At 45.4% G+C, this 13,536-nt stretch carries 10 protein-coding genes and 1 pseudogene; 4 read left to right on the top strand and 7 right to left on the bottom strand.

Annotated features, from left to right (window positions below; all coding sequences use genetic code 11):
- Nucleotides 1-31: 31 nt before the first annotated feature.
- From uvrB to V7R88_RS02865, 3 genes are all read right to left on the bottom strand, one after another.
- Complete coding sequence (gene uvrB / locus V7R88_RS02875; protein WP_054399057.1) at nucleotides 32-2,035, bottom strand: excinuclease ABC subunit UvrB; 2,004 nt, start codon at nucleotides 2,033-2,035, stop codon at nucleotides 32-34.
- A gap of 148 nt (nucleotides 2,036-2,183) precedes the next feature.
- On the bottom strand, nucleotides 2,184-2,831 hold the full coding sequence (locus tag V7R88_RS02870) for an HD domain-containing protein (protein ID WP_054399059.1): 648 nt from the start codon (nucleotides 2,829-2,831) through the stop codon (nucleotides 2,184-2,186).
- Between the two features lie 104 nt (nucleotides 2,832-2,935).
- Complete coding sequence (locus V7R88_RS02865) at nucleotides 2,936-4,132, bottom strand: MFS transporter (RefSeq protein WP_338816408.1); 1,197 nt, start codon at nucleotides 4,130-4,132, stop codon at nucleotides 2,936-2,938.
- Nucleotides 4,133-4,301: 169 nt separating this feature from the next.
- Here V7R88_RS02865 and V7R88_RS02860 point away from each other — a divergent pair, with 169 nt between their 5' ends.
- Nucleotides 4,302-4,859 (top strand): M15 family metallopeptidase, encoded by a 558-nt coding sequence (locus V7R88_RS02860; protein WP_054399063.1) that lies wholly within the window; start codon nucleotides 4,302-4,304, stop codon nucleotides 4,857-4,859.
- 303 nt (nucleotides 4,860-5,162) lie between these two features.
- Here the strand turns inward: V7R88_RS02860 and V7R88_RS02855 are convergent, their stop codons facing one another.
- Nucleotides 5,163-6,521, bottom strand: a complete 1,359-nt coding sequence (locus tag V7R88_RS02855) for an FAD-dependent oxidoreductase (RefSeq protein WP_338816407.1) — start codon at nucleotides 6,519-6,521, stop codon at nucleotides 5,163-5,165.
- A gap of 143 nt (nucleotides 6,522-6,664) precedes the next feature.
- On the opposite strand from V7R88_RS02855, the gene V7R88_RS02850 reads away from it, so the two are divergent.
- The gene (locus V7R88_RS02850; RefSeq protein ID WP_054399066.1) at nucleotides 6,665-7,375 is read left to right on the top strand and encodes an EAL domain-containing protein; all 711 of its coding nucleotides are present in this window, start codon (nucleotides 6,665-6,667) and stop codon (nucleotides 7,373-7,375) included.
- A 115-nt stretch (nucleotides 7,376-7,490) separates the two neighbouring features.
- Here the strand turns inward: V7R88_RS02850 and V7R88_RS02845 are convergent, their stop codons facing one another.
- Nucleotides 7,491-9,218: a phospho-sugar mutase gene (locus V7R88_RS02845; RefSeq protein WP_054399068.1), complete on the bottom strand. Its 1,728-nt coding sequence runs from the start codon at nucleotides 9,216-9,218 to the stop codon at nucleotides 7,491-7,493.
- 207 nt (nucleotides 9,219-9,425) lie between these two features.
- Between V7R88_RS02845 and V7R88_RS02840 the strand changes: the two genes are divergently transcribed.
- Both V7R88_RS02840 and V7R88_RS02835 read left to right on the top strand, forming a co-directional pair.
- A complete protein-coding gene (locus V7R88_RS02840) occupies nucleotides 9,426-9,878 on the top strand; it encodes a DUF3290 domain-containing protein (RefSeq protein ID WP_063731382.1) in 453 nt (150 codons plus the stop codon).
- Nucleotides 9,879-10,511 carry a DUF421 domain-containing protein gene (locus V7R88_RS02835; RefSeq protein ID WP_054399072.1) on the top strand — a complete coding sequence of 211 codons (633 nt, stop codon included), beginning with the start codon at nucleotides 9,879-9,881 and terminating at the stop codon, nucleotides 10,509-10,511.
- Nucleotides 10,512-10,616: 105 nt separating this feature from the next.
- On the opposite strand, the gene trxB is transcribed toward V7R88_RS02835, so the two are convergent.
- Both trxB and V7R88_RS02825 read right to left on the bottom strand, forming a co-directional pair.
- Nucleotides 10,617-11,555, bottom strand: coding sequence for a thioredoxin-disulfide reductase (gene trxB, locus V7R88_RS02830; RefSeq protein ID WP_338816403.1), 939 nt, complete (start codon nucleotides 11,553-11,555; stop codon nucleotides 10,617-10,619).
- Between the two features lie 192 nt (nucleotides 11,556-11,747).
- A pseudogene (locus V7R88_RS02825) lies at nucleotides 11,748-13,160 on the bottom strand (FAD-dependent oxidoreductase).
- Between the last annotated feature and the right edge of the window lie 376 nt (nucleotides 13,161-13,536).

Genomic DNA, 13,536 nt, shown 5'->3' with positions numbered 1-13,536 from the left:
AAGGCCTCCTCAATCTCAAGCCAGCAACCTGCTAGCTAATTTGTGCTTTCAATTCCATGACCGTATCACGCAGCGTTGCGGCTTGTTCAAAGTCGAGCTTCTTAGCGGCGGTCTTCATCTGTTCTTCCAACTTACTAATCATATCTAATTGTTGTTCCCGGGTCATATCATCAAAGTCGGTTTCTAAGAAGTCATCCTTCTTGCCCGCGTCTTCAGTGGCCTTCGTCGAAGCAATTAACTCTGGAATGGCCTTCTTAATCGTGTGTGGCGTGATATGATGATCTTCATTGTACTTCATCTGTACCGCCCGACGACGCGCAGTTTCATCCATCGCAGCCTGCATCGAATCAGTCGTGGTGTCCGCGTACATAATGACTGAACCGTGCTCATTACGAGCCGCCCGACCAATCGTTTGGATCAATGAACGCTCGTTACGGAGGAACCCTTCCTTATCTGCATCCAAAATCGCAACTAGTGAAACTTCGGGAACGTCAATGCCTTCCCGCAACAAGTTGATTCCGACCAACACATCGAACTTGCCCAAACGCAGGTCGCGGATAATCTGCGTTCGTTCCAACGTCTTAATATCACTGTGCAAGTACCGTACCTTGATGCCTAAATCCTTAAAGTAGTCGGTCAAATCTTCCGCCATCTTCTTAGTCAACGTGGTGATAAAGACCCTTTCGTTGACTTCAATACGCTTATTGATTTCACCCACTAGGTCATCGATCTGACCCATAATCGGTCGAACCTCGATCGTTGGATCCAATAAACCAGTCGGCCGAATAATTTGTTGGACGACGTGCTTGGTCCGGTCCATTTCGTACGGGCCCGGCGTCGCCGACATGTAAACGACTTGATTAATATGCTGTTCAACTTCTTCAAGTTTCAATGGCCGGTTGTCCAACGCACTTGGCAGACGGAAGCCATAATCGACTAGCATTTGTTTACGTGCCCGGTCACCATTATACATCCCCCGAACTTGGGGCATCGTCACGTGTGATTCATCGACCACGAGCAAAAAGTCCTTCGGGAAGAAGTCCAGTAACGTATACGGCGGTTCGCCAGGTTTACGGCCATCCATAAAACGTGAATAGTTTTCGATACCACTAGTGTAGCCCATTTCTTTGAGCATTTCGACATCATAAGTCGTCCGCTGCTTGAGTCGTTGCGCCTCTAACAATTTGCCATCGGCCGTCAATTCTTTCAGCCGGTCATCCAACTCATCTTCAATACCCTTGATGGCGTGTTCCATAATCGCATCATTCGTCATAAAGTGGGTCGCTGGGAAGATTGCGACGTGTTCGCGGTCGGCCACAATCTCACCAGTCAACGCGTCGATTTCGCGAATGCGATCGATCTCATCACCAAAGAATTCAACGCGCAATGCGTGGTCGTCCCGTGACGCTGGAAAGATTTCTACGACATCACCATGGACCCGGAAACGCCCCCGCTGGAAATCAATATCATTACGATCAAATTGAATATCAACAAGTTTACGTAACAGATCATTGCGGTCGATCTCCATGCCGACCCGTAGCGAGACCACGTGATCTTTGTATTCGTGAGGATCCCCTAAACCGAAAATACTGGAGACCGATGCCACGACGATCACATCGTTGCGTTCCAATAATGAGCTGGTCGCAGAGTGCCGTAACTTATCGATTTCATCGTTGATTGCCGAGTCCTTTTCGATATAAGTATCACTCGAAGGCACGTACGCTTCCGGTTGATAATAATCGTAATAACTCACAAAGTATTCAACGGCGTTGTTCGGGAAAAACTTCTTAAACTCTCCGTATAGTTGTCCCGCTAACGTCTTGTTATGTGACAAGATCAACGTCGGCTTATTTACTTTTGCAATCACGTTCGAAATCGTAAAGGTCTTCCCGGTCCCGGTCGCTCCCAACAAGATCTGCTCTTTTTCGCCCGATTCAATGCCAGCAGTTAATTGCTGGATTGCCTGGGGTTGATCGCCCGTTGGTTGGTAATCTGAAACTAAGTCAAAATGATTATTATCTACCCGATCAATCAAACGTAGTCCTCCCTTTGAACGGTCACCCGTCCATATCATCTATTGATAACAAAACCTTACTGTCGCACCATAAAAAATAGGCAAGCCCGCGCTTCCCTATCAGATTCAAATCGCATTTAATTTTAGCACATCGAACATACTTTCGCCATTAATCAGATTGCGGTTCGGCCGTTAAAATTCGGGTCGTCAACGCCTGTAATTGATCCTGATGCGTGAACGGTTCCGCTAACATCTCTGGTAGCACCGACTTTAAGAAATATTGAACACTAGTCATCTTCTTAAAGGCGACAATTGTTTTTAAGCTCTCTTGATAAATATCCGTAAAAACTGGTTCCGGATTACCCTTTTGAATTTCACCAAATGACTCGTACAGTAGGTCAATTTTATCAGCTACCGACAGAATTTGTCCCTCTAACGTTTCATCTTTGCCTTCTGATAAGCGCCGTGAATACGCTGCCTGGAATTCAGCCGGGATCTCATTTTGCACAAAGTTTTGTGATAACTTATGTTCAACGTCCGCCAACATCGTCCGCAGTGTTGGCGTGGCGTACTTGACAGGCGTCTTAATATCCCCGATAAACCGCTCATTATAGTCGTGATTCAATGCTTTCTCGTAAAGTGCGCGCCAATCCACAGTCTGTCCGGCATTTTCTTCCACGTCACCTAGAAATTGGGCGACTTCGGCCACTTTGAATGAGTGCGCCGCAACCGAGTGATTCTGATACTTGAAAAACCCCGGAGCCCGTTGAATCGTTTCTAAATTACTTAAGCTCTGAAAATATTGATGCATTCCCATTGCAGCCACCGTCCTTCAATCTAATTTGGCCTAAGTGTAACAAAAGCGCCCCGGGGACGCAAACCCGGAGCGCTGTCGTTGATTAGCTTAACTGTTATGCAATGTTAAACTTGCTGATGTGAATGAACCTGGTTCGGTAATCGTAACATAAACGCCATTAAATAAGAAACAATCAAGAATCCGGCCACCGCCAGATATGGATAGTGATAATTCATATCTAGTAACATCCCTGACATGATTGGGCCAACGATATTGCCAACACTCGTTAAGGACATGTTAAGCCCATTGATTAGCCCCTGGTTGGCCTCACTTGCTTTCGTTAATAGGGTCGTAATCGCAGGCCGCAAAAGATCGAATGCCGAAAAAATAACGAGCGTTGCAACCATGACAGCAACTTTCGAATGAGCCTGCGTAATCCAGATAGTGCATAGCGCCGCAGCTGCAAAGCACACCCGAATGACCCGCCGTTCGCCCCAACGCTGGACAAAGGTATCAAATAGTGCCACCTGTAGGAAGAGCGAAATCAAACCATTTAAAGTCAAGACCAACGCAATGTTGCTCAGACTAAAGTGAAAGACTTCATTCACGTAAATACTATAAATGCTCTCAAACCCCTGTAAGCCAAAGGAAGACACCAAAATCATCGTAAATAATATAATAATCGGGACGGTCCAGAACGCCCGCGTCATCGGGTGGTGGGCCGTCGTTGTCGCGGCTGTGATTGCCTCGCGATCAGGATCAATTTGACGATCGGCAGGCAAGAGAATAACGAGCACGATCGCACTGAGTAGTCCCAATGCACCAGCGACCCAAAACGGCGTCTTGTAACTGATACCAGCTAACACCCCACCGATACCTGGGCCGAGAATCAAGCCACCACTAAAGGCCGCCGATAGCCAGCCAATCACTTTCGCCCGCTGCCGTTTGGTCGTAATATCGGACGCTAACGCCATCGCCGTCGGAACGACCATCGCTGCTGATAGCCCACCAACGATCCGGGAAATATTAAAGACCCAGAGCTGGTTGGTTAGCGCAAAGAGCACTTCCGAGACCATGTATAAGAGCAGACCGACCGTCAATACGGGCTTGCGACCAATTTTGTCTGAAACCCGACCAATGATTGGTGAGGCCACAAACTGTGCCAATGCGAATAACGCATTCATTATTCCCATATCAGTGGCAGTTAGATGCAGTTCATTTTTAATAAACGGCATGACCGGAATCACTAAACTAATCCCTAAACAGACTAAAAACTCACTAAAAACTAAAATTAATATTGCGCGTCGTGTTTGTCGATCCATGCGACCTCACCTCTTCAATCAATTCTTAAATTTGCACCGCTTTCCATCATATCAGGGACTCGAATTGAAAGCTAGCAGAAAGTTTGGCACCATTTGCAACCCTTTTAGTCGGTAAAATATCGGCCAATCAGATACAATAAGCATAACTAAATTCTAAGGAGGCCCTACTATGGATCAAGCTTTAACTGGTTTCACCAATATTCAACACTTAGACCCCGAAATCATCGTTGACCTGCGTTATGCCACCACTAATAACTTTACTCATCAAGTGATTTACGACTTTACCACGGCCATTGTTCGTACCGGCACAGCCCACAAGCTCGCTAAGGCAAGCGCGCTGGTCAAGCAACAAGGTTATCGACTCAAAGTCTGGGATGCTTATCGGCCCGTCAGCGCCCAGCGCCGTTTATTTGAAGTGTATCCTGATCCAGAATTCGTCGCTCAACCTAATCCTAATTTCAGCCACCAAAAAGGCGTCACCTTAGATTTGACCCTGGCCCATCCTGATGGTAGCGAGTTGACCATGCCAACTGCCTTCGATGACTTCACAGCAGCTGCTCACCGTGACGCTCCTCGCACGACGCTTCAAGAACAAAATTATCAGTTGCTGGACTCCGCTATGACCGCTGCGGGCTTTGTCGGCTACGTTAATGAGTGGTGGGATTACCGCGACAGTGACATGGACGACTACCACCCCCTGGCCGCTGATCCCAACGACTACGCTTGACTCATAACGCACCACTAATATAAAGGTGACCACCAAACATTTGGCTCGAGAACGAGACTGTTTGGTGGTCACCTATTTTACTTTTTAAACTTATTGATTTACCAAGAAGTATGAAGTCAGATTGTCGTTCATCAGTACGTGTGCGTCCCATTTCAACCTCCGGGACTAACCGGCGTTTTCTACCAATACTCAGTGGTGGAAGGTCGGTATCGGACGAATCCACCGAAAAAGGCGCGCTCGTCTTTTTCGCGGGTCTAAACCGTGTACACTTGACTTTAGAAACAGCAGCCTTAATGCAACAGCCTAATTGTTCCGACGATAGCCGTGTTCTTGATCAACTGCAACTTGAGCGGCAAGGTTCAAGTAATTGAATGGCTCGTCAAAGTTTGGTGAAAATAGCATGTCCATGAAGGCTAATTCGTCAATGGTATTGCCATTTTGAATTACGACTGATAGTGTGTTCGCAGACTGTGAGACTTCGTGGGCACTCATTAGTTGGCCACCTAATACTTTTCGCGTTTGTTGATCATACACGAGTTCGATGCTGACTTTGGTCGTTGTTGGCATAAAGTCGGGGCGATAGTTGCCTTCGTAAAAAGCCGTTTTGGCTTCAAAGCTCGCTGCCTTAGCTGCGGCGAGCGTCATTCCCGTGCAGGCGACGGTTTGGTCAAATATCAGCATACCAGTCGTTGCCTGGGTTCCAATCGAGCCTAACCGTTTGTCAAAAATGTTGATGCCAGCCAGCGCGCCTTGTCGAATCGCATGTGAGACAAGCGGAATGTACGCCCGATCCTTGGTAGGATTGAATTTAACTTCCGTCACATCACCCGCTACAAAGATATCGGCATTGGACGTCCCCATGTATCGGTCCGTCACAATCGCGCCCCGCTCAGTTCGGTTGACTTGTCCCGCTAATAGTTCTGATTGCGGAACGACCCCAGGACAAATAACAGCCATATCAAATGTTTCGGTAGTGTCAGCCGTATCAACTCGCAGTCGATTATCAGCGGTATCACTGAAGGCGGTCACTTGCGCGTTCGTTTTTACGGTGATGCCCTTAGTAGTTAGCAAGTCTTCAATTCTCTGTGAGAGTTGTGGATCAAGATATTCATTGACCAAGTGCGGTCCACGCTGAAATAAGGTGACGGTATGGCCGGATTTCACATAACCTTCAGCAAGCTCGACGCCGGAATATCCACCACCAACGATGGCAATGTGATGGGCCGTTTTAGCCGCTTCATAGAGTTGTTGTGCTTGCTCACACGTTTTGCACAGCATCACTTTGGGGTTTTCAACACCCGGAATTGCCGGAATTGCTGTGATCGACCCGGTCGCCATGATCAATTTATCATAGTGATCCGTGTACATTTCTTTCGTCTGTAAGTCCTGAGCCATAATTGTATGCTTATCAGCATCGACTTTAATCACGTCATACCGCATCCGCATGTGCACACCCTGTTCGCTAAATTCAGTCGGATTCGCGTACAGTGCTTGATCCAAATCCTTGATGGTTCCCCCTAAGTGCAAATAAGTCCCACAAGACATGTATGAAATATCCGCGTGTCGTTCGTAAACCGTAATTTCAGTTCCCGGATAGTATTTCAAGATTTGTTTCATGGCGGCAATCCCCGCATGTGTACAGCCAATAATGGCAACTTTCATTATTCCGACCACAGCTTTCGTTAAAAATTAGCTTAGATAAAGTTAAACATTCATTTAAGTTGACGTATACTTAGAGTATACTGCGATTCGGTCAATTTTAAAACGGTTCAATCGTCTAAACTACAATAAAGGTGATGGTACTTATGCAACCAATTTACCGCTATTTCGTCCAACCACAACTCAACTTACTTAACAATACGGTTTACGGATATGAATTACTCATCAAGCAACTCACACCGGACGGCTGGCGTCTTCCTGAATCTTTCGCCGCAATCAGTCCACAGGTCACTTCTGATCTCCTGATTGCAACAACAAAGATTCTTGGCCTTAAAGTTCGGTACTGCGCTGTCAACATCAGTCGAGAACAATTAGTTGATACGACGGTGGCTAACGCTATTATTCAGAGTCAGGTCCAACTATACCCAGCCAAATTAGTCGTCGAACTGACTGAAGAGCGAAGCCCTAAGAGCTATCCCGACACAATGTTGATCCCACACTTACGGGGGTTCATTGAACATGGGATGCAAATTTCACTTGATGATGTTGGTACGGGGATCAACGATTTTAAGAGTATTCAGGAGATCCTACCACTAGCTTCAGAATTAAAATTTGCACTTCAAAACTTCCGTAGTGATATTAAAGATCCTAAAATCCAGCAAAAGCTTCATTTCTGGCGTGCAATCAGTAGTGAATACGGGTTGCGTTTGATTCTTGAAGGAATTGAAGACGCCGAAGACGACCAATTAAGTAGCCACTTCGACATCAATTTGCGCCAGGGCTACTATTACGGCAAACCCCGGCTATTAAGATTACCGGGCGACCCCGTCGACTTCGAATATCCCGCAACCAATTAGGATTGCGCCGAACCACGTATAAAACAGTGCCTCCCAAAATCTAAAATTGATTTTGGGAGGCGCTGTTGACATTTATTCGCATGACCAGTCAGCTACTCCTGACTTGACCATCATCTTATTCCTTAATGAACGCTTGGATGGCAGCTTCAAATTTCGCTAACTTATCATTAGCTTCTTCTAACGTGCTACCTAACGTCCCAATGTAGAACTTAATCTTTGGTTCCGTACCGGATGGTCGAATTGCGATCCAAGTACCATCATTTAAATGATATTTCAGGACGTTCGCCTTTGGTAACGCAATTGGTGCCGTGTGACCATCCGCAAAGCTTTCCGTTTGACTCTGGAAGTCTTCGGTCCCAGTGACATCGTAGCCCGCAAACGCGGTTGGGGCTTCACTCCGGAACTTGGTCATCAAAGCCGCAATCTTATCGCTACCGCCAACCCCGTCAAATTCTTCAGACGTGGTTTGTTCGCGGAAGTAACCATATTCCTTGAACAAGTCTTGTAAGCCGTCATAGAGGTTCTTACCTTGTTGCTTATAGTAAGCTGCTACTTCGGCTAAGAGTACCGTGGTTTGGATGGCATCCTTGTCATGCACGAATGGCTTGATCAAGTAACCGTAGCTTTCTTCAAACCCAAACATATAGGTATGTTCGCCCGTGGCTTCAAAATGTTCGATTTGTTCCGCAATATACTTGAACCCGGTCAAGACGTTGATCATCGTAACGCCATACGAAGCCGCAACTTTGGTGGCAAATTCACTTGAGACAATCGACTTAACTGCGGCTGCATTGGCTGGTAACGTCCCAGCGTCCTTGTTTGCTTGCAGAATGTAGTGTAACAAGACAGCGGCGATTTGATTACCCGTTAACAAGACGTATTCGCCATTCGGTTGACGAACAGCCGTCCCTAACCGGTCAGCATCTGGGTCGACCGCGATCAAGACATCCGCGCCTTCCTTTTTGCCCAAATCGATGGCCATCTTAAAGGCTTCAGGAAATTCAGGATTTGGGAACTTGACCGTTGAGAATTCAGGGTCAGCCACAGCTTGTTCCTTAACAACACTGAAGTTCTTGAACCCGGCATTCTTCAAGGCCTTTTCACCGAGCATCCGACCAGTCCCGTGTAATGGTGTGAAGACTAACTTCATGTCCTTACCGACTTCGTCCACTAACTTTTGATTGATTGTCACTTCTTTGACCTTAGCCAAGTAGTCCTGATCGACGTCGTCCCCAATAATGGTTTCCGTCTTATCAGCTAATAATTGTTGTTCATCAGCGACGGCAATCGCAAAGACATCATCCACTTTACGAATGTATGAGGTGATGAGGTCTGATTCCTTAGGTGGCATCTGACCACCATCTTCGCCATAAATCTTGTAGCCGTTATATTGCTTTGGATTATGACTGGCTGTAATCATGATCCCAGCGTAAGTATGCAAGTGTCGAACGGTAAATGAGAGTTCTGGGGTTGGCCGCAAACTTTCAAAGACGTAAGACTTGATACCATGTTGGCCCAAAACGCGAGCAGATTCATGTGCGAAATCTTCTGAGTGATGACGAGAATCAAAGCTAATCGCCACCCCGCGTTCCTTAACGTCAGCCGGTAAGGTATCCATGAAGCGTGCTAACCCTTCAGTCGCTTGGCGAACCGTATAAATATTCATCCGGTTGATACCAGGTCCGAGCACCCCACGCATTCCCGCGGTCCCGAATTCCATTGGTTCATAAAAGGCGTCTTCTAAGGCGGCGTCATCGCCAGCCATGCCCGTCAATTCTTGTTTTAAACTTGTTTCAAGTGTCGCTTGGTTTTTCCAGGTATTATAAGTATCCTGCCAACTCACAAAAACCATCTCCAATTCCGATATTTGTTAGTGCTTACAAAAATAGTATACAACATTGGCGCGCTTTACAAAGTAAAATTTACTAAGAAAATCCATTAATTAGTGCATTTTCAAGCGTCGCCGGCGCTAAGTCCCTTAAATTCTGAAGTGTCAGTTAGTTCAGCTACTATCAAAACTTGCTATAATAAATCTTATAAGGAGGCCATCATGACTTTTTATTCATACAACTACTTAGTCCACCAAAACAACAATCATACCCTCGTTCAGCTCGCTGCCATCGGTATCATTATATTAATAATCGCTGTACTCAGTTGGTTATGGTACCGCCATAAAACGGACCTGAAATACCGCGATTTATTCATTATCATGGTTTTGTTATTATTGCTACTCGTTGGTATTCAATTTAATGAATGGCAGACCATTCAAAATAGCTTCAACCAGAAATCACAAGTCACGCAGATTATGCAGCGCATCGCCAAAGAGAAAGGTGTTCGCAAAACCGCGGTCTGGTCTAATACGAGTTCTGTTAGCAGCGGGATGCTCGTTAAAGTTCACGACCAGATCTATAACGTGACGGTCAATACCGATGGGAATAGTTATACCCTGACTAAAGCCACACCGATTCAGTCGACGATCAATTATGTGAAGGAGGGGCAATAAATGTTCTCATACTGGGATGTGACGATCAAACTGGCCCTTGGGCTATTGACCATCATTCTACAAATCAATCTATCTGGTAAAAGTAACCTGGCACCAATCAGCGCCCTCGACCAAGTTCAAAACTACGTCCTCGGTGCGATCGTTGGGGGCATGATTTATAGTACCAGCGTTACCGTCTTACAATATATATTAGTGCTCCTGATTTGGACACTACTCGTACTAGTCTTGCGCTTCCTAACGCATCACAATCGCTACGTCAAACGTTTGATTGATGGACAACCACAGCTATTGATTAAGAATGGCGAATTGCTTGTCAGCACTGCCCTCAAAAATGGGATGAGCGCTAACGACCTGATGTTTCGACTACGGACAGAGGGTATCACGGACATCCGTTACGTCAAACGGGCCGTACTTGAACAAAACGGCCAACTGACGATCACTCAAGTGGGCGACGATGCCGTCAAGTATCCAATAATCGTCGATGGCCAGGTCAACCTCGATGCACTTGAAACCAGCAATCATGATGAAGCCTGGTTACTGACCCAATTGCAGGCTAAGCATTATACTGTCAGTGAGATTTACCTGGCAACGTATACTAACAAGCAATTACTTCTATTTCCATACCAACACTAATTCGCGAGCTTTGGCTCATCATCAAATAGTGACTAACGCTATGTTTACCAATAAAAAATGTGTGGCTGATTCAATTGGGATCAGCCACACATTTTTTAAATTCATTTAATTGTTAACCTTGTCGCCTAAAGCAGTGATATAAGTGTAAACGCCTTGACCGGCAGTTCCACCTTCACCAACTGCGGTTGCAACTTGGCGTAAATCTTTCTTACGAACATCGCCAACTGCAAAAATACCAGGGACCCTGGTTTCCATGTGATCATTCGTTTCGATCCAGCCGTTTTCGTCGGTAATCCCAAGATTACTGAATGGCTTCGTAATTGGGTTGATACCAACATAGATAAAGACACCATCGACCGCAATCTCACTATCTTCACCAGTCTTGTTATTGTTAACCTTAACGCCCGTAACTTTTTTATCGTCACCAATAATTTCAGTCACATTGCTGTTCCAAACGAATTCCATCTTGGGATTAGCAAAAGCCCGGTCTTGTAAGATTTGTTGTGCCCGTAATTGGTCACGCCGATGAATAACGGTGACCTTATCAGCAAGCTGTGTCAGGTAAGTGCCTTCCTCAATCGCTGAGTCACCGCCACCAACGACAACCACGTGCTTATTACGGAAGAACGCCCCATCACAAACTGCACAGTATGAGACACCCCGGCCGCCGTACGTATCTTCGCCAGTAACACCTAACTTACGATATTCAGAACCAGTTCCAATGACAAGGGCCTTAGCCTCAAACGTATCGCTATCCGTCGTTACGATCTTAACGTCGCCACGATCTTCAACGGATTCGACACTACCATACGCGTATTCAGCACCGAACTGGGTCGCTGATTCATACATGTCTTTAGCCAAGTCCGGCCCCAAAACGGATTTGAAGCCCGGATAATTTTCAATTGCGGCGGTATTATTCATTTGTCCACCATAGATTCCGCGATCTAATAGTAGTACTGATAGATTGGCCCGTGAAGCATAGAGGGCGGCTGTCATGCCGGCAGGCCCCGCACCAATAATAATCACGTCGTAACTCTTTGCCATTTCTAAAGACCCCTTCCACTTAAATTACTATGACGCCTAATATACCCCCAAAATTTACATTTGTCGACTATCTTGTTTGTACACAACTGAAGTCAATTATAGCTTTTAACCATATATTGACTAAAAGCCGAGATTTAAATAAATAAAATTATGCCAGTTCACTTGAATTCAACCCATGGTAAGACTTACTTCTTATTGTAAATCCTTGTCATTTTGCTTGGCCCAATCGCCATAGGCCGTAATTCGTGGGTGATTGCGGCCTGCCTGGCGTTCTTGTTCAATCGCTTATTGGGCGACGAGGTTCAGATAATTGAAGGGTTCATCAAAATTAGGTGAGAATAACATATCCACAAATGCGAGGTCGTCGATAGTGTTTCCATTTTGAATCGCGATTGATAGCGCATTAGCAGATTGTGCCACTTCATGCGCACTTAAGAACTGAGCACCGAGAATTTTACGATTTTCCGGATTATAAATTAATTCAATCGTCAGTTTCGCCGTACTTGGCATGTAAGCTGGTCGCCAGTTGCCCTCATAAGTCACCCGTTCAGCTGGAATATGATTCAATTTCGCCATTGCCAGTGTTAACCCCGTGGTTGCCAGCGTGTGATCGAAGAGTTGCATGGCCGATGTCGCTTGAGTCCCCATATATCGTTGCTGGTTACCAAAAACATTGGCCCCCGCTAACGCACCCTGCCGAACCGCATTGGTTGCCAATGGCGTATAAGCCGAACGCCCAGTTGGATTGAAGTTAACGACACAAGAATCACCAGCAGCGTAAATATCTGGGTCAGAGGTCTGAACGTAATCATTGATGATAATGGCACCGTGCTTATCCATCTCAACTTGACCGCGTAACAGTTCCGTATTGGGAACAAACCCAGTTCCGACAATTGCTAAATCAGCATTAAAATCGCCTTGATTGGTTTCAATGACAAGTTCACCATCATCATTACCAGTAAAGGCAGTGACTTGGTGATTCAATAGCACGTTCACGCCATGATCTTTTAATAGCCGAACTGCTTGGTCTGAAATTTCTTTACTAATGTAATTATTCAAAATTTGATCATGCGATTGGAATAACGTGACTTCATGGTGCGTATTGGCATAACTTTCGGATAATTCTGTTCCAATATAGCCGGCGCCAATGATTGCAATTCGCTGATTGTCTTTTGCCGTCTCGTAAATTTCCTGTGCTTGACTATAGGTCTTGCATAACAAGACCTTAGACTCATCGATTCCGAAAATCGGTGGGACCGCAACATTTGACCCAGTCGTCATAATCAATTTATCATAAGTATCGCCAAACACTTTTCCAGTAGTCATGTCAACCACTTGTAAGGTCTTCGACTGGGCGTCAATTTTTAACACGTTATGTTTGGTTCTGACCATTGCCCCCAACTTGGCTAACGTTTCTGGTGACGAATAGAACATATCCTCCAAGTGATTGACCTTTCCCCCGAGATAAAGGTAAATGCCACATGATAAGAATGAAATGTTATCATCACGTTCATAAATCGTGACCGTTGCTTCCGGATGATCCTTCAGAATTTGAGCAGCCGCAGCAGTCCCCGCGTGTGTACATCCTACAATTACAATCTTCATTTCATTTTGCTCCCAGTTATAAGTTTATTTATTTAACCATAGGTATATTATAACCGCTTTACTTCGCAAATACATAACTCTAGTCAATATAAATACAGGTCATGATGAAGCATAACTACTTTTAAAAACCAATCAACGATACGCTGGCAAGCAGTTATTCTCACAATATCGTCCGTACCAGCTTTGCCAAGTAACCACTAATTAACTTTTTACTCATTTTCAAAAAATTGCCTTGCTCACAAAGCAGTTTAGCACAATCATCATTAACCCAATCGATAATCGATACCATGCAAAAAAAGATAGTGTCAAACAGTTTCACTTATTCATTTTTTGGTATAGTATGTATTAGGAAGCACCAAATTGCGTTAATCCCAGT

The sequence above is a fragment of the Lactiplantibacillus argentoratensis genome, from assembly GCF_037290055.1.
Lineage (GTDB): Bacteria > Bacillota > Bacilli > Lactobacillales > Lactobacillaceae > Lactiplantibacillus > Lactiplantibacillus plantarum.
This window is presented reverse-complemented; position numbering and strand designations above follow the sequence as displayed.